This is a genomic window from Chryseobacterium sp. S90, assembly GCF_047444895.1.
Taxonomy (GTDB): domain Bacteria; phylum Bacteroidota; class Bacteroidia; order Flavobacteriales; family Weeksellaceae; genus Chryseobacterium.
This window is the reverse complement of the sequence record NZ_JBLGCX010000008.1, coordinates 127,947-148,194: the sequence shown is the minus strand read 5'-3', so window position 1 is coordinate 148,194 and position 20,248 is coordinate 127,947. Positions and strand designations below refer to the sequence as shown.

General features: G+C 35.4%; 20 protein-coding genes and 1 tRNA gene. 6 read left to right on the top strand and 15 right to left on the bottom strand.

Features of this window, described 5'->3' with window-relative positions; genetic code table 11:
- Positions 1-398: 398 nt before the first annotated feature.
- Entirely contained in the window at positions 399-1,730 is a 1,332-nt protein-coding gene (locus ACLMCG_RS19540; RefSeq protein WP_413960820.1) for a M12 family metallopeptidase, read from the top strand.
- A 77-nt stretch (positions 1,731-1,807) separates the two neighbouring features.
- Here ACLMCG_RS19540 and ACLMCG_RS19535 read toward each other — a convergent pair whose 3' ends face one another.
- Positions 1,808-3,076, bottom strand: coding sequence for an adenylosuccinate synthase (locus tag ACLMCG_RS19535; protein ID WP_413960821.1), 1,269 nt, complete (start codon positions 3,074-3,076; stop codon positions 1,808-1,810).
- 156 nt (positions 3,077-3,232) lie between these two features.
- On the bottom strand, positions 3,233-3,802 hold the full coding sequence (locus tag ACLMCG_RS19530; protein ID WP_413960822.1) for a Crp/Fnr family transcriptional regulator: 570 nt from the start codon (positions 3,800-3,802) through the stop codon (positions 3,233-3,235).
- A gap of 144 nt (positions 3,803-3,946) precedes the next feature.
- On the opposite strand from ACLMCG_RS19530, the gene ACLMCG_RS19525 reads away from it, so the two are divergent.
- The 3 genes from ACLMCG_RS19525 (at position 3,947) to ligD (ending at position 7,280) form a co-directional block, all read left to right on the top strand.
- The gene (locus tag ACLMCG_RS19525) at positions 3,947-4,732 is read left to right on the top strand and encodes a Ku protein (RefSeq protein ID WP_209786906.1); all 786 of its coding nucleotides are present in this window, start codon (positions 3,947-3,949) and stop codon (positions 4,730-4,732) included.
- Entirely contained in the window at positions 4,732-5,337 is a 606-nt protein-coding gene (locus ACLMCG_RS19520; protein ID WP_413960823.1) for a DNA polymerase ligase N-terminal domain-containing protein, read from the top strand. Before ACLMCG_RS19525 ends, ACLMCG_RS19520 begins: the two co-directional genes overlap by 1 nt.
- A gap of 71 nt (positions 5,338-5,408) precedes the next feature.
- Positions 5,409-7,280, top strand: a complete 1,872-nt coding sequence (gene ligD, locus ACLMCG_RS19515) for a DNA ligase D (RefSeq protein ID WP_413960824.1) — start codon at positions 5,409-5,411, stop codon at positions 7,278-7,280.
- 50 nt (positions 7,281-7,330) lie between these two features.
- Here the strand turns inward: ligD and ACLMCG_RS19510 are convergent, their stop codons facing one another.
- From ACLMCG_RS19510 to ACLMCG_RS19490, 5 genes are all read right to left on the bottom strand, one after another.
- Entirely contained in the window at positions 7,331-8,176 is an 846-nt protein-coding gene (locus ACLMCG_RS19510; protein ID WP_413960825.1) for a mechanosensitive ion channel family protein, read from the bottom strand.
- Positions 8,177-8,497: 321 nt separating this feature from the next.
- Positions 8,498-9,232: an SDR family NAD(P)-dependent oxidoreductase gene (locus ACLMCG_RS19505; RefSeq protein WP_413960826.1), complete on the bottom strand. Its 735-nt coding sequence runs from the start codon at positions 9,230-9,232 to the stop codon at positions 8,498-8,500.
- A gap of 112 nt (positions 9,233-9,344) precedes the next feature.
- Positions 9,345-9,707 (bottom strand): preprotein translocase subunit YajC, encoded by a 363-nt coding sequence (gene yajC, locus ACLMCG_RS19500; protein ID WP_149387236.1) that lies wholly within the window; start codon positions 9,705-9,707, stop codon positions 9,345-9,347.
- Between the two features lie 10 nt (positions 9,708-9,717).
- Positions 9,718-10,224 (bottom strand): DUF1573 domain-containing protein, encoded by a 507-nt coding sequence (locus tag ACLMCG_RS19495; protein WP_413960827.1) that lies wholly within the window; start codon positions 10,222-10,224, stop codon positions 9,718-9,720.
- Between the two features lies 1 nt (position 10,225).
- Positions 10,226-11,131, bottom strand: a complete 906-nt coding sequence (locus ACLMCG_RS19490; RefSeq protein WP_223601488.1) for a transcription antitermination protein NusB — start codon at positions 11,129-11,131, stop codon at positions 10,226-10,228.
- Positions 11,132-11,222: 91 nt separating this feature from the next.
- Between ACLMCG_RS19490 and ACLMCG_RS19485 the strand changes: the two genes are divergently transcribed.
- Together ACLMCG_RS19485 and ACLMCG_RS19480 are read left to right on the top strand one after the other, a co-directional pair.
- Complete coding sequence (locus ACLMCG_RS19485) at positions 11,223-12,884, top strand: ABC transporter ATP-binding protein (protein WP_413960828.1); 1,662 nt, start codon at positions 11,223-11,225, stop codon at positions 12,882-12,884.
- A 99-nt stretch (positions 12,885-12,983) separates the two neighbouring features.
- Positions 12,984-13,319 (top strand): DUF3276 family protein, encoded by a 336-nt coding sequence (locus ACLMCG_RS19480; protein WP_034701927.1) that lies wholly within the window; start codon positions 12,984-12,986, stop codon positions 13,317-13,319.
- Positions 13,320-13,558: 239 nt separating this feature from the next.
- Here ACLMCG_RS19480 and ACLMCG_RS19475 read toward each other — a convergent pair whose 3' ends face one another.
- From ACLMCG_RS19475 to ACLMCG_RS19440, 8 genes are all read right to left on the bottom strand, one after another.
- Complete coding sequence (locus tag ACLMCG_RS19475) at positions 13,559-14,761, bottom strand: hypothetical protein (RefSeq protein ID WP_413960829.1); 1,203 nt, start codon at positions 14,759-14,761, stop codon at positions 13,559-13,561.
- Between the two features lie 255 nt (positions 14,762-15,016).
- Positions 15,017-15,092: transfer RNA gene (locus tag ACLMCG_RS19470), tRNA-His, on the bottom strand.
- Positions 15,093-15,127: 35 nt separating this feature from the next.
- Positions 15,128-15,847 (bottom strand): bacillithiol biosynthesis deacetylase BshB1, encoded by a 720-nt coding sequence (gene bshB1 / locus ACLMCG_RS19465; RefSeq protein WP_213277193.1) that lies wholly within the window; start codon positions 15,845-15,847, stop codon positions 15,128-15,130.
- Between the two features lie 81 nt (positions 15,848-15,928).
- Positions 15,929-17,581: a tetratricopeptide repeat protein gene (locus tag ACLMCG_RS19460; protein ID WP_223601492.1), complete on the bottom strand. Its 1,653-nt coding sequence runs from the start codon at positions 17,579-17,581 to the stop codon at positions 15,929-15,931.
- A gap of 91 nt (positions 17,582-17,672) precedes the next feature.
- A complete protein-coding gene (locus ACLMCG_RS19455; RefSeq protein WP_413960830.1) occupies positions 17,673-18,545 on the bottom strand; it encodes a PstS family phosphate ABC transporter substrate-binding protein in 873 nt (290 codons plus the stop codon).
- Positions 18,535-18,732: a DUF308 domain-containing protein gene (locus ACLMCG_RS19450; protein WP_172617109.1), complete on the bottom strand. Its 198-nt coding sequence runs from the start codon at positions 18,730-18,732 to the stop codon at positions 18,535-18,537. Before ACLMCG_RS19450 ends, ACLMCG_RS19455 begins: the two co-directional genes overlap by 11 nt.
- A 75-nt stretch (positions 18,733-18,807) precedes the next feature.
- Positions 18,808-19,647 carry an energy transducer TonB gene (locus ACLMCG_RS19445; RefSeq protein ID WP_223601494.1) on the bottom strand — a complete coding sequence of 280 codons (840 nt, stop codon included), beginning with the start codon at positions 19,645-19,647 and terminating at the stop codon, positions 18,808-18,810.
- Positions 19,648-19,675: 28 nt separating this feature from the next.
- The gene (locus tag ACLMCG_RS19440) at positions 19,676-20,242 is read right to left on the bottom strand and encodes an ExbD/TolR family protein (RefSeq protein ID WP_223601495.1); all 567 of its coding nucleotides are present in this window, start codon (positions 20,240-20,242) and stop codon (positions 19,676-19,678) included.
- Between the last annotated feature and the right edge of the window lie 6 nt (positions 20,243-20,248).

Genomic DNA, 20,248 nt, shown 5'->3' with positions numbered 1-20,248 from the left:
TAAAGCGGGGTATTTGCCCCGCTTTTTTTATATACTAAATTTCAGCACACTTCATTAATTTGTTAATAGAATAAACTTTATGCCAGTATAAAGTAAGGTTTTGGATATCATATCAATTATTAGTGAAATAACTTAATTTGAAATCTGATAGTAAAAATTAATATAAAAACAGAGAATTATCGAAATTAATACACGTTTAAAACAAAAACACAACAAAACAATCATTATATTATGTTATATACAAACATAATCTTTTATTAATATATTTACACCATACAGCTGAATTATAATGAAGGTTTAATCAAAACTCAGGATTTGATTAATTTTATAATCTTTTTGCGTAGGTAATAATATAGCTGTTCATATTTAATCTGATCACCAAACCAAAATTAAATAATATGAAAAGTAAACTATTACTCTTATCAGCATGCCTTGTTTTGGCACTGAATTCATGTAGGTCGGATATTGAAAATACACAGGCAGATTCAATAGACCAAACAACGACAAAACTGGACAATGCAAAGATTCACAAATTATTAATTAACGGGAAATACACGTATGTTAATGAAGTAAATGGTGAATATTTTTATGCAGATGATATTACTATTAGCTCCGAGCAGTTTGACAAATTAAAGATGCAGGCCAATTCTGAAATGTCAACAGCTGAGAAAAGCACTATTGTAAGCTCCTTTATTAAGACATGGCCGAATGCAACGGTTTATTATACATTACCCAGCCAGGGAAGTCTGAGCACTCAGAATTACAATACATTCCTTACCAATATCAACAAAGCGTTTGATATGATCTCTTCTCAAACCAGCATGCAGTTTGTTGAACGCACGAATCAAACAGAATACATCACCTTTACTTATACAACAAGCAACAGCTCACCACTTGGATGGCAAAAAAACAGAGTGAACGGGATTAAAATTTATAATATTACTTATCCCGCAATTATCGCTCACGAAATCATGCACTCTATGGGAATCATGCATGAGCAGTGCCGTCCGGACAGAGATCAGTATATTATTGTAGATGTTAACAAAGCCGTGGAAGGCAGCCGTCATAACTTCAACCTTTACAATGATTACGCAGGACACGGTGCATTTGACTTCGGTTCAGTGATGATGTATCAGTCTACAGACTTCGCGATAGACTCAAGCCAGCCTGTAATGACCAAGCTGGACGGATCTACTTTTACAAAGCAAAGAACAGGTTTGTCTGCCGGTGATTATGCAGGAATAAATCATTTGTACGGACCTGTGAATGCTACTTCTGCAATCAACGGAACTTATACAATGAGAACAGCTTTAGCGAATGATAAAAATGTAGATATTACCGGAAGTTCCACTACAGATGGCACCAGTATTATTCTGTATTCAGCTTCTACAGGGAATAACCAGAGATTTACTTTCAGCAAATCGGATCATGGATATTATATCATCAAATCAATACTGGATCCTACAAAGGTGTTAACCGTAAAAGGTAACGGAACAACGAATGGAACAGCTGTTGAATTAAGAACCAATTCCAATACAGATTCTCAGAAATGGTTATTATTCAACCTGGGAAACAATGGTTTTGGATTTGCTCCCAAAAATGCACCAGCACTGAGACTAGAAGTAAAAGATGGCTTAACAACCAATCTTACCCCTATTGTAATCGGCACTACGGACCAAACGGTACAGCCTTCTACAAAGCAGCGTTTTATCCTTACAAAAGTTAACTAAACTTTTTTCAAATAAAGAGGTTAGGAAATGTATTTCCTAACCTCTTTTGTTTTTATATAATTCCTGCTTTATAATTATTAAATCATTTTTATCATCTGCTCCCTTCCCGGCCCGGTCGAAAGATATGCCACCGGAATACCTAATTCCGTTTCCAGAAATGATAGAAACTCATTTACTTCTTTTGGTAGCTCCGAAGGACTTTTCATTGTGGAAAAATCAGCATCCCATCCATTCACCCATTTCAGTATAGGCTTTCCGTTTTCAGGAAGCAATCCCGAAACCTCAACTGTATTTCCACTTTCCAGTTCATAATGGGTACAAATCGCCACAGATGCCAAACCGCTTAAAACATCAGCTTTAGTCAGGACTAACTGAGTAACTCCGTTGATCATTACAGCATACTTTAAAGCAGGTAAATCTAACCAACCTGTTCTTCTCGGACGTCCGGTATTGGAACCAAACTCATTTCCTTTTGTTCTGATTTCTTCACCCAACTCATCAAATAATTCTGTTGGAAATACTCCGTTTCCTACTCTTGTACAATATGCTTTAGCGATTCCAAATATTTCACCGATATTTTTCGGTGAAATACCTAATCCACTGCTCGCACCTGAAGCGGTAGTTGAAGAAGAGGTGACATAAGGATAGGTTCCGTGGTCAATATCCAGCATCGCAGCCTGAGAACCTTCTGCCAATATTGTTTTTCCTTCTGCCAAAGCCTTATTCAAATATATTTCCGTTTCAGTACATTTGAATCTTTTTAAAAAGTCTACAGCTTCAAAAAACTCATTACTTATTTCCTCCAGAGAAGGAAGTTCCATACCTCCTGCCGTAAGCATTTTATAATCTCTTGCTAAAATATGCTGAACTCTGCTTTTAAAATCAGGAGCAAACATATCTCCTATTCTTACATTCTGTCGTAAAATTTTATTTGAATACGCCTGTGCAATCCCGTTTTTCGTAGTTCCGATGGTTGTATAATCCGAGCTTTCTTCCATAAAAACATCCAAAAGTTTATAAGTAGGCAGCACAAAGTGAGCTTTCAATGAAATAATCACATTCATTTCCGGCTGAACTGTCTCATCAAAAGTCCGAAGATTGATAATTTCTTTTTTAAAACTCACAGGATCCAGAACGGTTCCTGTGCCAATTACATTCTCTACCCCTTTCATAAAGATCCCCGAAGGAATCATTTTAAGCGTTATTCTGCGTCCGTTTCTTTCAATGCTGTGCCCAGCATTAGACCCGCCATTAAAACGAGCTGTAATGTCATAATTTTCACTGATCAGATCAATAAACTTTCCTTTACCTTCATCTCCCCATTGTAATCCTAATACAATATCCATATTCGTACTTTAAATTTTATGAAGCAAAGCTATGACAATCAATGAGAAAGACCATTGTCATTTGGCAAAAAGGAACTCAATTGTACAAAGTATAATGTAAAATGTATTAATGACTAAAAACCATCATTAATCAATTATCACCTATCATTAATAATTCTAGACGATATTCCTCCTGATCCTGCTCAGGGATGAAGGTGTCACACCAAGATAAGATGCCAGCATAGATTGCGGAACCCTGTTGGCAAGACCTGGATAATGATTTAAAAAGTGAATATAACGTGATTTTGCATCCTGATTCAGCATGATACTCGCTACCTTCAGTTTATTCTCCACTACAAAAGCATGGATTCTTGCAAATAAAACCGGCCAGACAATTATTTTCTCTTCCAGTATTTTAAAATGCTTAAGATCTATCACGAGCAACACAGCATCAGTAATAGCTTCAATATCTTCGTGAGCAGGCAGCTGATCGGTAAAGCCCTGAAAATCTCCGATAAATCTTCCTTCATAGATGAAATACCTGGTAAAATCATCACCCTGTTTATTATAATACAAAGACCGGAAGACCCCTTCTTTCACAAAAGCAATTCTTTGGCTCACCTTTCCTGCTTCTATAAAAGGTTCTCCTTTCTTCACAGTAATTTCCTGAATTCCTTCAGCAATTAAAAGTTCATCCTGAGGATTAAGCGTCCCGAATTTTTTGATATAATTAAAAAGTTCTTCCATATTTTTTGTAACCACAGATTACGGAAATATAAAGGTATAAAAGTCCGGGCTAAAAACAATTGTCATTTGACAAAAAGCCTATTAAAGGTACCACACGAGCCTCCAACGGCATGTTAATTGCTTGATTTTTAAAAACGTAAGACAATGAAAGCAATTTGGAACGGCGCCATTGGCTTCGGTTTAGTCAACATTCCTGTTAAAATTTATTCGGCAACGGAAACCACAAAATTGGATCTCGATATGCTCGACAAATCTGATTTTTCCAATATCCGGTTCAAAAGAGTAAATGAAAATACGGGAAAAGAAGTAAAATGGGAAAATATCGTCAAAGGTTATCTCATGGACGACAAATATATCGTTCTTGATGAGGAAGATTACGAAGCGGCAAGCCCCGAAAAGTCAAAAATTCTCTCTATTGACCAGTTTGTAAAAGAAGTGGAAGTAGACAGTGTGTATTTTGAAAATCCTTATTATCTGGAGCCTCAGAAAAATGGAGAAAATGCCTACAGACTTTTACTGAAAGCTCTTGAAAAAACAGCTATGGTAGGAATCGGAACGTTTGTGCTCCGTGAAACGGAAGCTATTGGAATGATCCGTCCTTACAAAGATGACATCCTCGTTCTCAACCGTTTGAGGTTTGATCAGGAAATAAGAGATTATAAAGATTTAAAAATTCCCGCTCAAAAAGCTCCGAAACCGGCAGAACTTAAAATGGCGGTTAATCTTATTGAACAGCTTTCCCAGGAATTTGATCCTGCGATGTATAAAGACACCTATTCTGATGAACTAATGAAAATCATTAAGCAGAAAGCAAAAGGTAAAAATATAAAAGCTAAAAAAGCACAGCCTGCAAAAGAAGGTAAAGTGATTGACCTCATGGCACAGTTAAAAGCCAGTCTGAATACTTCTAAATCCAAATCTGCATCATAATGGCTCTCAAAGATTATAATAATAAAAGGAAGTTCGATGAAACCAGCGAACCGAAAGGAAAAACGAAGAAAAGCAAAGACAAACTTATTTTTGTAATTCAAAGGCATGCTGCGAGCAGGCTTCATTATGATTTCCGGCTTGAAATGGAAGGTGTACTGAAAAGCTGGGCTGTTCCTAAAGGTCCTTCTTTAGATCCAAAAGATAAACGCCTGGCCATGATGGTGGAAGATCACCCTTACGATTATAAAGATTTTGAAGGGAATATTCCCGAAGGAAATTATGGTGCCGGACAGGTGGAAGTATGGGACAGCGGAACCTATGAGCCTTTGGAAGAAAACACTAAGCTTTCTGATGAAAAAGAGCTGCTGAAAGAATTACATGCAGGATCTTTGAAATTCATTTTACACGGTAAGAAACTGAAAGGTGAGTTTGCTTTGGTTAAAATGAAAAACACGGATGACAACTCATGGCTGCTGATCAAACATAAAGATGATTTTACAGAAAGCCCATATGATGCTGAAGAAAACACTTCATCAAAATCATTGGTCACAAAATTTTTAGAGGAAAAAAAAAGCCTAAAAATAAAGGAAAAAAAGAAGTCATAACTTCCGAAAAAACTTTCAGAAATTTCAATTCTTTAACGAACGAAAAAAAATTAAAGTCTTTCATAAAACCTATGCTGGCCAAGCTTTCCGAAGAAGCCTTCAATAATAAAGACTGGATTTTTGAAATAAAATGGGACGGCTATAGAGCCATTGCCGACTTAAGTAATGACGTTCCGCTCTTCTATTCCCGAAACGGGATTTCATTTTTATCCAAATTTGAAAAAATAGCACTGGAATTTGAAAAACAGAAACATCATATGATTCTGGATGGTGAAGTGGTAGCGTATGACGAACAGGGAAAGCCTAATTTCCAGTTTTTGCAGCAAATTGGGGATAATCCTGATGCAGCCCTTGTCTATCATATTTTTGACCTTCTATGGCTGAACGGCCATTCTACCGAAGAGCTTCCCCTTATTCAAAGAAAGGAACTTTTAAAAGAGGCTCTGATAGAAACGGATCGTATTAAATATTGTGATCATATTCCGGAAAAAGGTATTGAGTTTTTTGCACAAATGAGAAAAATGCATTTGGAAGGGATGATTGCAAAGCGGGCAGAAAGTCTATATATCGAAAATCACAGAACCAATGACTGGCTTAAAATCAAATTTTCCAACACGGAAGAGGTTATTATTTGTGGCTTCACAGAACCCAGAGGTTCAAGAAAGAGTTTCGGGGCTTTAATTTTAGGAAAATACCTGAATGGAAAGCTTACTTACTGCGGACACACAGGGACAGGTTTTAATAACACTTCTTTAAAAGAGCTTTACCAGAAACTTCAGAAGCTGGTTGTGAAAGCATCTCCATTCGAGACTATTCCCAAAACGAATATGCCGGTAACCTGGACAAAACCTGAACTGATATGTGAAATCAAATATTCTGAAATTACACGAGACGGAATTTTCAGACATCCTGTTTTTATCGGGATACGAGAAGACAAAGATCTTAAAGAGATCAAAGATTCATCCTTCACCGAAAAATCTAAAGAAATGAAAACGAAAGTATCATCAAAAAAAACTGAAGTTTCTGGAAAAGAAAAAGAGATTACTTTGGACAAACATTTGGTAAAACTGACAAATCAGGATAAAATCTATTTCCCAAAAGATGGCATTACTAAAGGAGACGTTATTGATTACTATCAATCGGTAGCTGCTTATATTCTGCCTCATTTAAAAAACCGGCCGCTTTCTCTTAATCGTTTTCCGAATGGAATTGAAGAACAAAGCTTTTATCAGAAAGACGCCGGAGATCATATTCCGGACTGGATAAAAACCACAGAGGTATATTCTGAATCCAATGATAAATACATCGACTATATTTATTGTAATGACAAAGCAACTTTAGCCTACCTGAATAATTTAGGATGTATAGACCTAAATCCATGGAACAGTTCTTTACCGGATCTTGAGCATCCTGATTACTTGGTATTAGACCTGGATCCTTCTTCCAAAAACACATTTGATGAGGTGATTGAAACAGCGTTTCAGGTGAATGAGGTTTTAAAAACAATTAAAGTAAAAGGATATTGCAAAACCTCCGGCAGTACAGGAATTCATATTTATATTCCCATGGGATCTCATTATGATTTTGACCAGGTAAAAGATTTTGCCCATATTCTTATGAAACAAGTGAATGAAAGGCTTCCTAAGATTACTACTTTAGAGCGAAGTCTTCAAAAAAGGGATAACAAAAAAATCTATCTCGATTATCTGCAAAACAGGACGGGACAAACTTTAGCAAGCGCCTACAGTCTGAGACCTAAACAGGGCGCATCAGTTTCAATGCCATTAAATTGGGATGAATTAAAGCCCGGATTAAGACCTACGGATTTTAATATTAATAATGCTTTGGACAGAATCAAAGAGAAAGGAGATTTGTTTAAGCCGGTTCTGGGTAAGGGAATTGATATGATGAAGGCTTTGGAATTGCTACAAAATATTGATTAAAAAAACTCCCACATCATTGTAAATGCAGGAGCCTAAAAAAATTAATCTAATTACTTATTGTAAACATGAATATCTCTTTGCGGAAAAGGAATTCCAATTCCGGCTTTATCGAGAGCTTCTTTACAGCCTATAATCAGTTCTTCATTCATTGCCCAGAAATTCTCTGTAGATGTACTTACTCTTATTGATAAATTGACAGCACTTTCTCCAAGCTCAGTAACCACTACCTGTGGAGCAGGTACTGTAAGGGCATATTGATTATTTTTAATAACATTCATTAAAAGTTCTTTGGTCTGCTTAAGATCAGCATCATATGCAACTCCTATATCCAATGATGTTCTTCTTGTTCCCAGATGGGTAAAGTTGGTAATACTGTTGTTTGAAACCACCCCGTTAGGAATAACGATCAATTGGTTTTGCGGGGTAACCAGTTTCGTATGGAAAATATCTATTGCCTGCACGGTCCCTGAAACACCGGAATTGGTAGAAATAAAGTCACCAATTTTAAAAGGCTTTAGTAATAAAATTAAAATTCCACCTGCAAAATTCGTCAGAGAGCCTTGTAAAGCTAAACCTACCGCCAAACCTGCAGCACCAATCATCGCAACAAATGCAGAGGTCTGCACTCCCAGCTGAGTTACAACAACAATAAACAACAGAATATTCAGTCCCCAGTTAATAATATTCAGCAGAAAATGCTGCAGAGAAGCTTCCATATTTCTTTTTTTGAAACCTTTCTCCACCAGCTTTTTGATCATTCTTATCATCCATGATCCAATCAGATAAATCAATAATGCAGAAATAACTGCAGTAAAAACTCTTGGTGCCCATGAAATTGCTGAAGAAATTAACGTGTCCCAGTGTTGTTGAATCTTGTTCAATTCTAAATCGTCCATTTTTATACTATGTGTTTACTAATTATCAATGAGATATTAAGCTCTGCAGGATTTAAAAATGAAATCGAGATATCTGTCTAAAAAGAAAATTGCCTCCCACTTCAAAAGTGAAAGTAAATGATATTATAGATTAAAATAGATTGACAGCAGAACAGATTGTTTCAGCTTTACTCAATAATCATTCAGAAATTGAATCTTGCAGGAAGAAATAATTTTCGGGTCATATAATTACAAAAACGATACCGAAGTACTATAATTATCAAAATTAACGCTCTTTAAAACTAAAATTATAAATAAAACAGTGCCTGCTGATGAATTTTTTTATGGTAGTTTTGCAGCCAGACTTTCCGGTAAAAGTCTAAGAATATGGTAAATAATTTTCCATTTAAAATTCGGAACGATGGTAAAGGAATTTCCTGCATTGACAATATATTTTGCCACATAATCCGGCTCCATAATCAAGGATTCATTCAATTCTAATCCTTCATTGATTTTTGTTCTGATGTAGCCAATGACTAAAGCATTCACAATAATTTTCCGGGAAGCTAATTCCTGCCTCAATCCGGCCAGAAACTGAGTAAATGCAGCTTTTGTACTTCCGTAAACAAAATTACTTTTCCTTCCTCTTACTCCGGACAGTGAAGAAAGACCGATTATTCTTTCCAGGTTTTTGTTGTCTTTATCCATTGCCATGATACTCAGGATAGATACTCCACCCATATAATTCACTTCCATCATTTGCTTAGCGCCTTTAAAATCAATTAATGCTTTTTGATTATCAACTAAGAAACCTGCTGCATATACTACAATATGAGGTTTCAAAGGAAGTTCAGAATAAAACTTCTGATGTGAATCAAAATCTGCTGCATCAAAATATAAAACAGAAACTTTTGAAGAGTCCAGATCATTTGACTTAATAAAATCTTCCAGAGATTTTGTATTTCTGGAGGCTGCAATCACGGCAAAGCCTTTTTCAACATATTGCTTTATACATTGTTTTGCTACATCTGAATTTGCTCCAAGAATAAGAACCGTTTTGTTTGTGTTTTGATTCATAGGACAAAGATAATTTTATTAAATACTAATCCCAAATGTTAGTAAACTGTATAAAAAGACTGCGGCGGGTGAACTTCATTCACCCGCCGCAGCTACATATTTTCAGACTGAATTATTTCTTTTCTTCAGTTGCTGTTTCTTTTTTGTCATCTGCTTTATCTGCAGATTTTGTTTTATCTCCAAAACGAGATTCTGTCATTTCTCTGGAAACGGCTGCTTTTTCAAATTTCAGTTTTCCTGATAATGTTTCAATAACAAAACCATCATCCTGAACCTGAGCAATTCTTCCGTGAAGACCCGAGGTAAGAACTACTCTTGTTCCTACTTTAAGGTTTTCCTGAAAGTTTTTCTCTTGCTTTTGCTTTCTCATTTGAGGTCTTATCATCAGGAAATAAAATCCTACAAACATCACCCCCATCATGATCAGCATCATAGGTGAAGACCCGCCTGCTGCCTGTAAAAATAGTGTCAACATATTGTTATTATTATGGTTGGATATTCGCTGTGAATGTTAATCTGATTGGAGCTTTTTCTACGTTTGCAAAAACATCTGCATACTTCTGAACGTTTCCGTCAAAGCTTGAAGAATCAAAATGCAATGTAACTTTTCCTTTTTTACCTGGCATAATCGGCTCTTTTGTGAAATCAGGAGCTGTACATCCGCATCCTGGCTTAACTTCAGAAATAATTAAAGGGTTTTTACCTGTATTGGTAATTTCATATACGTGCTGTACTTTGTCTCCTTTTTTGATTTTCCCAAAATCGAAGCTGTTTTCAGATAAAGCAACAGAAGTAGATGGTTCGTTAGAAACCGGAGCAGCTACGTCACCCGTTACAGGTGCTGCCGCAGAATCAGTGGTTACCGGAGCCGCAACAGCTGCAGAATCAGTAGTTGCAGTTTCAGTACTTTGAGTTTCTTTGTTTTCTTTTTTACATGAAACTAACCCAAAGCCTATAATAGACAAGGCGATAATTGATAACGTCTTTTTCATTTTATATTCTATTTTGATCTTTACAATATTTATCTAAAATACCATTGATGAAGATATTGGAACGGTCTGTAGCAAATACTTTTGCAATTTCAATATATTCATTAATAATAACTCTTGAAGGCGTGAAAGCAAAATTATCAAGTTCTGCAATCGCTGTAGACAAGATTACTTTATCCATTAAAGAAACTCTTTCAAGATCCCAGTTTTCAAGTCTCTCTCCCAGTTTCTTTTCATTGTTTTCCCAGTTGTTCAGAGTATCTTTCAACAGTTTTGCAGCGAAAGTCTTATCTTCTTCATCTTTAATCATTTTAATTAAAGTTCTGCTTTCTTCATCTTCTCTCAGGAAACCGATTGTTTTTTGTACCATGGAGTTAGCAATATGAATATCATCATACCATGAAAGTTCTTTATCTCCCAGATAATCATGAAAGTCTTCATTTTCAGCAATATATCTTAAAAATAATTTTCCGATAAATTTCTGATCTTCTTCAAAAGAGTATCCATCTTCTTTCATGAAATCCTGATAACGCTTTCCAGCAGTAATTCTTTGGAAAGTTTTTACCAATAGATCATCATGCATATCCCATTTCAACTGCTTATGCTGGCCTGTAAAAAATAATCTTTCAGGATTTTCTTCCAGTTTAAGCAATACCTGGTTGTTGATGAATTTTTGGTTAGGATTAATGTCAGAATCAGTTTTAAGATATTTGTTCTTCCCAATTTCGATTTGGTGTTCTGCCAATTCTTTAAGAGCCACCAAAAAATTGAGCTGATAAATGTATAGATAATAGATTTTCTCTATACCAGCAAACATGTTTTTCTCTAAAACATCAAACTTTACAGGATTTTGGTAGTATGAATACACTGTCTGTACTACTTTTTCACGGATTTGTCGTCTTCCTAACATTCAAAGAGCTTTTTTATGGGTGCAAAGATACAAAATTTAAAATTGATGAAATTCGTAGTGTGATGACATTTTTGTAATTTTGTACAACTATATGAAAGCGCTTAAAACCTTAAACCCCTATTTTTGGAAACACAAAATACTGCTGTTTTGGGGAGTACTATTTATCATTGCCAGTAATTTCTTCAATATATATAAGGTTCAGTTTGTAGGAAAATCTGTGGATGAGCTTACAAAAAACGGTAACCTTGGCTTTAACAATCAGGTTTTGATCTATGTTGGAATCATTGTTGGCTGTTCACTTCTGACCGGATTCTTCACTTTCATGATGAGACAGACCATTATTGTGGCTTCCAGAAGAATAGAATATGAACTTAAAAATAAAATCTACAGACATTATCAGGATTTATCTTTAACGGATTATAAGCAGACAACCATCGGGGACTTAATGAACAGATTGAGTGAAGATGTGGTTGCCGTAAGAATGTATCTTGGTCCCGGCGTGATGTATGTTGCCAACCTGATCGTTCTGGTAGTGATCACGGCAATTTATATGGTGAAAACGGATGCATCCATGACGATGTGGACCTTGCTTCCGCTTCCGATTTTGTCTTTTGCTATTTATAAGGTAAGCTCAATTATTAATAAAAAGTCGAAGATCATGCAGAAAAGTCAGTCTGCAATTTCAACTTTTGTTCAGGACAGTTTTTCAGGAATCCGTGTAGTAAAATTTTTCGCAAGAGAGAAATACATTGAAAAAAACTACGGAATTAAGGTAACTGATTATCAGAATAAGGCATTGGATCTGGCAAAAACAGAAGCCTATTTCTTCACCATTATTCTCTTTGTAATCGGGCTTCTAAATGTAGCTATCATCTGGATTGGAGGTACAAAATATATTGCCGGAGAATTAAGTATCGGTAAGATTGCAGATTTCTTCATGTATATCAATACCCTGATCTTCCCTTTCTCTATGGTTGGCTGGGTAACATCTGTGAATCAGAGAGCTGAAGCATCCATGCAAAGAATCAATGAATTCATGGATAAGAAATCTGAAATCATTAATACTAATTTTGAAACCTACCCTATCAAAGGAGATATCGAGTTTAAGAATGTTTCTTATGTATATCCTAATACCGGAATTAAAGCACTGGATAACCTAAGCTTTAAAGTGAAAGCCGGAGAATCTTTAGCCATTATGGGTAAAACCGGAAGCGGAAAATCAACAATTGCTCTGCTTTTATGCCGATTGATAGATCCAAGTGAAGGAGAGATTCTGATTGATGGTAAAAATCTGAAAGATCATAATCTGAGCAACTACAGAAACTTCATTGGATATATTCCTCAGGAGAGCTATTTATTCTCTGATTCTATAGAAAATAATATCGGTTTTGCTATTGATCATCCTTCTCATGAGAAAGTGGTAGAATATTCAAATATTGCAGATGTTCACAAAAATATTGTAGAGTTTAAAGAGCAATATAAAACACTTGTAGGTGAACGCGGAGTAATGCTTTCGGGAGGGCAAAAACAAAGAATTTGCATTGCAAGAGCCTTAATTAAAGACCCGAATATCATCATTTTTGATGATTCATTGTCTGCTTTAGACACTGAAACGGAGCAGAATATTTTGGAAAATATCGATAAAAAAATAAGTAACGCTACTTCCATAATCATCACACACAGAGAGTCTAGCGCTCAAAAAGCCGATCAAATAATCAACCTCACGGAAATTGCCAATTCTGTAACCGCTTAGCCATTTCGTTCTCAATTGTTAAATAAATCATAAAAAAAATTTTGTGATTAAAAGAATTCTTTTATATTTGTTCTTAACAAGATTAAAAAATATCTAACAATGAGTGAATACAAGGAACGCCATGAAAATGAGATTTTCACGAAGGTGTTAAAAGCAGGGAGAAGAACTTATTTCTTTGATGTGCGTGAGACGAAAGCAGGAGATTATTATCTTACAATCACTGAGAGTAAGAAAAATTTCGGAGAGAATGGGGAAGCTACATTCGAGAAGCATAAAATTTACCTTTATAAGGAAGATTTTAAGAGTTTTCAGGAGATGTTTAATGAGTCCACAGATTTCATCATTAATGAAAAGGGTGAGGATGTAATTTCAGAAAAACATGATAAAGACTTCAAAAGCAAATCATTCACAATTGATTCTGACGACGAAGTTTAAAAAAGAATATCTAAAAACACAAGCATCTGAAAAAGATGCTTTTTTTATGCCCAAAATCTACTTAATACTTAATTTAGAAATAGTGTAGAATATAAGGATAAGGGCAAAAACGATCACCGTTAGACAAAACAGATTTTCTTTTACACTTAAAGAGGATATTCAATTGCTGCATGTTAAAAACAAAGAAGAAACACATTCATCAAAATATTTATTTATCTATCTAATGCAAAGAAAACATGTTAGTTTTCATTATATGCAAGCAGTGCTAACGTCAAAGAGTCATCTACTGATAATTTTGTATTATAATTTTTATTCTTTTGTATATCAACAATTAACGAATACAATTTTTTATCATACTCCCCCAGATATAGCCATCTATTACAGATATAACTATCATATGTCAGGCTACCAACTTTCGTATTAGACTTAAGATCCCAATATTGAGCATGATCATTTACCCCACCATTCATCAATAAGGAAGATGTTGCAATATCATTTGTGAAAGTATTAATGTATCTTTTTATTTCCAAATATGAATAAATAGATTTTTTATTATATAATAATTTATACTTATAACATTCATATGGAAAACTTATAGTCAAAGCTGCATGAGAAACATCCTCAGCTAAGTCATTATATTTCCAATATTTCCAGTTATTAGACTCTAGCTCATTGTTATACGATGTATTTGATTTTATGAAATTAGCTATTTGATATACTTGTGTAAGATAAGAACGCTGAAAAGTTGCTCTATACATTTGAATCAAAACCCTTCCTACAGCACTCTGCATATTAAATGGCAAAATTACGCCTGGATGAGATATTGGAGAATTATTATTCCCCCATTCCTTGTAATAACCAATATTTTTAGATTCAGAATGCCATTGATCTTTATGATAATTAAGAGTTTCCTGAACTTTTTGAATAATATCATCTGCAATATGGCTATAAGTTTGATTACCATAACGACCTCCCGGATCCGAAATTAACCGCAGAATGGAATTATTAAGTTTAATTATAGCAGCAAATTTCGCCATTGGATATACTATATTAGCACTATGCACTAAGTGTGAATAAGGATCTCCTTTATCAGTAGTAACATTATAATGGTTAGTTGACCAAGCAGCTCCAGAAATCTTCCTGTAGTCAGAAATCCTACTTAAACCCTGCACTTGAATTCTAAGATCATCCCTTCTATCGATTACATTTCCTATGCACTTAATGAGTGTTTCAGCATATTTTTTTTCTTTAGTCTTCTCATACATCAATACCAATGCCTCCATATTAGCAGATACACCCCATGAAAATTCAAGTTGATTCGAGTTATTTGAATAGCCTATTGATGTATCATACCCTTTGCTATCAAATAAATTCTTGTAATAAGATTGGGAGTAACATTTGAATGAGAATATTAGAATAATGATTACAAAAAGATTTTTCATATTCGTTAGTTTTTTAATTCGATACAATTTCATTTGTATCTTTTTTATTTTAGTTAATCAAATATAAAAGTTTCAATCACCAAACCCTGAATTTATTTTCAAAAACTTAAATAGAACCATTTTTGTGTATTGATTTACAAATTATAAGCGCTGGATGAAAAAAAATTTTAGAAAGGATATGAAAAAAGAAGTATCTGTTATTATTGAAACAGACATAAAATAAAAAAGTACACTTGTAAAAAGTGTACTTTCTTTGGGTGAATGAGGGGTCTCGAACCCCCGACCTTCGGAACCACAATCCGACGCTCTAACCAACTGAGCTACAATCACCGTTTTGTGAGTGCAAATATAGAACATTTTCCTCAACTACCAAACAATTCCATCAAAATTTTTCAAAGAAATTAACTTCTCAGACGTAAATCCCTCAGCATAAGCAACTCCCGATAACCGCCCTAAATCCTGAGCGCGGTAAGTTAAGCTTTCATAAAAGTCTTTTGTTGTAATCGGAGTTTCTGGTTCTTTAGAAGCCGGATCATAAAACTGAGTTTTATAGGCCATACAGGATGCAATTTTTGTCTCCAGAAATTCTGAAATGTCAATAACAAATTCCGGTTTGATATCTTTCCATTGAATATAATGAAAAACATGCTTAGGTCTCCACACCTCCTGATTTTCGCCTTCTTCTACCGTTTCTATTTTTCTCAGCCCGGACAAAAAGCACGCATCCGATACTAATTTCGCTCCTTTTGCATGGTCTGGATGTCTATCATCAATTGCATTAGCTAACACGATTTCCGGGCGGTATTTGCGAATCATTTTTACGATCCTCATTTGGTATTCTTCAGAGTTTACCAGAAAGCCATCTTTCATTCCAAGATTCTCTCTTGCTGAAAGTCCCAGAATTTTAGCAGCATCTGCCGCTTCTGCCTTTCTTGTTTCATCTGTACCTCTTGTTCCGAGTTCACCTCTTGTAAGGTCCACCACTACACATTTTTTACCCTCTGAAACCATTTTAGCAATAGTTCCGCCACATCCCAGCTCTACATCATCAGGATGTGCTCCAAAAGCAAGTATATCAGTTTTCATATAATCAAAGATAAGTTTAAAATAAAAACTTCCCAAACATTACGAATGGGAAGTTTTAATATCTGTAATTTACATTTTAAATTACTTATTGATCTCTGCATTTAATTTTACAGCATCCTGGTAAGTAGGATCTAACTGTAGAGATTTAGCTACATAATCTTTAGCTTTTGCAAGATCAGTATCTTTATTCATATAAGCCACAGCAAAGTATGCATAAGCAAGAGTCTGCTTGTTGGCTTCCTGATCAGCAGGTTTTACTGTACTGATGAATTTTTCGTAAGCCATTTTTGCCGCATCATTGTTTCCTGCCTGTTGGTAAGAATACCCCTGGCTGTAATATGCAGGAGCCCAATCAGGAAGTAGAGCTGACATTTTTTGCCATGTAAGGATTGCTCCGTTCCAGTTTTTAATATCCTGGTAAGCTGTAGCTAACTTAAATAATGAATCAGAATCCTGGCTGTTAGCAGCAACTTTCTGTTTCAATGCTTCAATAGCAGGGTTAGTAGGTCCTTTGTCAACTTCTGACTGAGAAACACCTCCACCTCCAGCGATGTTAGCTAATTCAAGATCCCACTTCATTGTTTCATCTTTTGCAGCTTTTGCAATAGCAACTTTCTGCTGAGCCTCCGTCATTAAAGCCGTTTTTTTAGCAGCATCTTTTTCATCTTTTGCTAGACCTGCAGCAATAAGTCCTTGTAAACCTTGGTCAGCAGGCTGTACTCTTGTTTTCTCAGCTTGAGAAACGAAAGTATCCATGTTTTGCTTAGCATCCGCATAGTTTTTATCTGCGTATGCATTGTAAGCTCTTAATTTGAACTTGATAGGATCCTCAATTTTATCAAAAATCTTATCTAATACCATTTTAGAGTTTGCATAATCTTCGTTTGTGAAGTATAGTTTTGCAATTTCTAATTGAGTATACGGATCTTCATCAGCATATTTTGTATAGTTGATAAGGTCTTGTGTAGCTTTTGCATTCTGTTGGTATCTGATATCATAACCAGCCAATGCTTTATATGCAGGAGCATAAGTAGCATCTACACCGATCGCTTTATCGATATTCTGCTTAGCTTGCTGCCATTGCTGTGCAGCCATCCATAAAGTTGCCATTCTTGTATAAACGGAAGCCTTATTTTTAGCAGTAGGTAATGCCTTATCATAAGCAGACATAGCCTCTCCCGGCATTCTTTTTAATCTGTAAGCATCTCCTAATGTATAATAATAATGTGCAGGAACACCTTTTTTCTCTGCTTTCTCAATAGCTTTAGTCAAAAACTGGATAGCAAGATCAGGTGAACTGTTCTTTTCAAATAAAGTTAAAGCTTCCGCAGCTCTGAAAAGAACTTCAGCATCTTTTTCTCTTGAATCAGTTACTACTTTCTGAATTTCAGCAACAGCATTTTTATCACCTTTGCCTAATTTAACAGCAGCCAAACCGATTTTGTTAAGATAGCTTTTTGAATCAGCAGCTAATCCTTTATTGAAACTTTCAATTGCTTTAGCATAATCTGGCTCTCCCTGTCTTAAGAAAGTATTTCCCAAATAGAAGTAGTTTTCAGCTGTAGGCTCTTTAGCGATCATTTCAGTGAAGTTCGTTTTTGCCTGAGCAAATTTATCACTGTCTATACTGTTAATACCATCCTGCAGTGTCTGTGCAGAGGCAAAACCGGTAAAAAATACCACGGCTGCTCCAAAAGCAATCTTCTTTACATTCATATTCATTATATCTTTCATTTTATATTTTCTAATAATTGAGTTATATTCTACACAATTTTCAGACCAAATCAATATTTTTAATAAGGCTAAATTGTGAATTTAATATTTTTTAACGCATCTGAACTTCTCTCTTATAAATATTATAAGGCTGAAGACCTTCTTTCTGTACAATTTTCTGACCTAAATGGGTACATGAAAATCTAATAAATCCATTGGCAATATTGAAATTACCTTCGTTAATCAAGAAATAAAGAACTCTTGTAAATGGATATTCCATGGTGCGGAGCCCTTCAAAATCTGCATTGTAAAGTTTTCCTTTTTCTACAACAGGAAGAATTTTAACCATTTCTCTCAGTTTCTCAGAAGCTTTATCATAAGGACGGCTAAAAGTATTAAGCCCCACAACCCCTATTTTATTGGGATATTTACCTAATTCCTCTATGATCTTCTGATTTCCTGGAATAATGGAAAATTGAAGGTCTTTCGGCTGTTTTTTAAATTTTTCAGCGACAAAATTCAAATTACTTGAGTTGGTTCCATCGAAAATGAATTCTTTTTTATCAGACATCAGTCCGCTGTTGATTTCCTCCATTGAAATACTTTCTTTCGGAGAATCTTTAGGAACAACAAAAACTACTGCATCAGCAGCGAATTTAGCAGGAAGAAACTTTAAATCGGTTCTTTCTTCGTATGTTTTTATTTCTTCAGGAGTAAGATTTCTGGACATTACAACCACTTTAGCACTTCCTTTCAGAAGATCCAGAAGTCCTAAATCTTCTTTTTTGGTTTCTACTTTGATGTGGGTTTCAGGGTAGTTGATCATATAGCCGTCAGCTAATGCTTCTGTGACACTTTGAAAGGACTCGTCAGTAAAAATTGTAAGATCACCTTTGTGATAGGAAGGAGCATTTTTCTCCTTTTTGCAGCCTGCAAGCATGATGCTTAAAACAAAAATTACTGCAAGCTTAAAACTATTCTTCATTTCTCGATTTTTTAATTCTTGAGATGGCCCTGTAAATTCTGAAAATACCATATATAACCAGTACTACACCTAGTGCATAGGCAACAGCAGGTTCTAAAATAGTAAAGAAGAATTTGTAGACAATCACTACAATTCCTAAAACGATATAAAACAATCCCGTAACCAGGGATAACCAATTGAACATCATGTAACAAAAATACCAAAAAAAATAAAAAGAGAAGCATATGCTTCTCTTTTTATTTATATTTTGAATAAATAAGTCTTATTCAAAGTTCATAGTAAATGGTACACTATAGTAAGATCTAACGCTCTCCCCGTTTCTTTTCGCAGGAGTCCATTTTTTAAGTTTCTTAACTACACGTACAGCTTCACTGTTGAAGTCGCCATTTGGAGATTTCTCTTCAATAGTAACTGCAGAAACAGTTCCGTCTTTTTCTACAACGAACTTAAGCTTAGCTTTAAGCGTTCCTTCACCTCCTTCCATTAAAGAAGTATCGAAATTATCTCCCAAGAACTTTCTTAATGCTCCCATACCTCCAGGATATTCTGCAGATTGGTCAACATCTTTATAGATCTCGTTAGGATTATTTGCTTTTACCTCTACAGTACTAGCTTTAGTACCTGTAGATGGTGGTGGTGGCGGTGGCGTATAAGCCGGAGCCTTTACCCCCTCCTGATTCTGCAAACCAGTTGTTGTTTCCAACTGCTTAGAGATTGGCGGCGGTGGAGTTTCAATTTTCGGAGCTTTTACAGGCTCAGGAACTACGTTCTGAATCACCTCAATTTTCTCTTCTTCTTTTGGAGGAGGAGGTGGTGGTGGTTCTTCGTCCTTAGGCTGCTCGATAATCGGTTCTTCTTCGATAATATCTACTAGATCTGCCTTTACTTCTTGCTTAGGCGGAGCTGTAAGATTTTTAATCGTAAGATAGATGAACGGAGACAAAGCTGCCAAAAGGAATAATGCTGTTCCGATGATAAAAGACTTTGTTAAAAGTCTCGGATACTGATGTCTAATATCGTAGGCACCATATTCCTTGTTTCTATTTTCAAATACAATCTCGTCTAAAGTAAGATTCTGACCGTATACATTTTCATCTGCCATAGATTAGATATACAATTTTATGGTTAAATTACTTTGTAGCAGCCGGTGCAGCAGCACCTCCTACTTTCTTGTCATAAATAGCTTTTTCCCAAGGCTTCACATCAGTAACACCGTACTGCTCACTTTTGGTAATTGCCATTTCGTCAAGAATATCAACAAAGTTCTTATATATAGCATCGTCAGTTGGCTTAATGATCACGGTAAATTTCGTTTGATCTGCAGCTCTAGATTTTGCCTGCTGAATTACTTTTCTAATTCCTTCTCTATCAAGAGTAGTTTCCATAAGCGTTTGGTCATTCAAGGATGTAGCATCCTGCTGGTGCCAAAACACTCTGTTATTTTTTCCTAATAAAATAGAAATTGAATTAGAAAGTTTAATTTCTGTTGGAGGTGGTTTTTGTTTTTCATCTTTCGGTTTAGCCGGAAGACCCAAATCCATAACATTCGGTTTACTGAATGTAGTTGTGAACATAAAGAAGGTAATCAATAGAAAACCCAAGTCCACCATCGGAGTCATATCGACTCTGGTACTTTGCTTCTTGGAACGAACCTTGCCGCCCTTGCCGCCTTTTTCCTGTACTTGTACTTCTGCCATTTCTAA

What these genes read in the sequence shown, in the direction of transcription:
- ACLMCG_RS19540 (WP_413960820.1), top strand. Translation starts at nt 399, where the DNA reads ATGAAAAGTAAACTATTACTCTTATCAGCATGCCTTGTTTTGGCACTG.
- ACLMCG_RS19535 (WP_413960821.1), bottom strand. Translation starts at nt 3,076, where the DNA reads ATGGATATTGTATTAGGATTACAATGGGGAGATGAAGGTAAAGGAAAG.
- ACLMCG_RS19530 (WP_413960822.1), bottom strand. Translation starts at nt 3,802, where the DNA reads ATGGAAGAACTTTTTAATTATATCAAAAAATTCGGGACGCTTAATCCT.
- ACLMCG_RS19525 (WP_209786906.1), top strand. Translation starts at nt 3,947, where the DNA reads ATGAAAGCAATTTGGAACGGCGCCATTGGCTTCGGTTTAGTCAACATT.
- ACLMCG_RS19520 (WP_413960823.1), top strand. Translation starts at nt 4,732, where the DNA reads ATGGCTCTCAAAGATTATAATAATAAAAGGAAGTTCGATGAAACCAGC.
- ligD (WP_413960824.1), top strand. Translation starts at nt 5,409, where the DNA reads ATGCTGGCCAAGCTTTCCGAAGAAGCCTTCAATAATAAAGACTGGATT.
- ACLMCG_RS19510 (WP_413960825.1), bottom strand. Translation starts at nt 8,176, where the DNA reads ATGGACGATTTAGAATTGAACAAGATTCAACAACACTGGGACACGTTA.
- ACLMCG_RS19505 (WP_413960826.1), bottom strand. Translation starts at nt 9,232, where the DNA reads ATGAATCAAAACACAAACAAAACGGTTCTTATTCTTGGAGCAAATTCA.
- yajC (WP_149387236.1), bottom strand. Translation starts at nt 9,707, where the DNA reads ATGTTGACACTATTTTTACAGGCAGCAGGCGGGTCTTCACCTATGATG.
- ACLMCG_RS19495 (WP_413960827.1), bottom strand. Translation starts at nt 10,224, where the DNA reads ATGAAAAAGACGTTATCAATTATCGCCTTGTCTATTATAGGCTTTGGG.
- ACLMCG_RS19490 (WP_223601488.1), bottom strand. Translation starts at nt 11,131, where the DNA reads ATGTTAGGAAGACGACAAATCCGTGAAAAAGTAGTACAGACAGTGTAT.
- ACLMCG_RS19485 (WP_413960828.1), top strand. Translation starts at nt 11,223, where the DNA reads ATGAAAGCGCTTAAAACCTTAAACCCCTATTTTTGGAAACACAAAATA.
- ACLMCG_RS19480 (WP_034701927.1), top strand. Translation starts at nt 12,984, where the DNA reads ATGAGTGAATACAAGGAACGCCATGAAAATGAGATTTTCACGAAGGTG.
- ACLMCG_RS19475 (WP_413960829.1), bottom strand. Translation starts at nt 14,761, where the DNA reads ATGAAAAATCTTTTTGTAATCATTATTCTAATATTCTCATTCAAATGT.
- bshB1 (WP_213277193.1), bottom strand. Translation starts at nt 15,847, where the DNA reads ATGAAAACTGATATACTTGCTTTTGGAGCACATCCTGATGATGTAGAG.
- ACLMCG_RS19460 (WP_223601492.1), bottom strand. Translation starts at nt 17,581, where the DNA reads ATGAAAGATATAATGAATATGAATGTAAAGAAGATTGCTTTTGGAGCA.
- ACLMCG_RS19455 (WP_413960830.1), bottom strand. Translation starts at nt 18,545, where the DNA reads ATGAAGAATAGTTTTAAGCTTGCAGTAATTTTTGTTTTAAGCATCATG.
- ACLMCG_RS19450 (WP_172617109.1), bottom strand. Translation starts at nt 18,732, where the DNA reads ATGATGTTCAATTGGTTATCCCTGGTTACGGGATTGTTTTATATCGTT.
- ACLMCG_RS19445 (WP_223601494.1), bottom strand. Translation starts at nt 19,647, where the DNA reads ATGGCAGATGAAAATGTATACGGTCAGAATCTTACTTTAGACGAGATT.
- ACLMCG_RS19440 (WP_223601495.1), bottom strand. Translation starts at nt 20,242, where the DNA reads ATGGCAGAAGTACAAGTACAGGAAAAAGGCGGCAAGGGCGGCAAGGTT.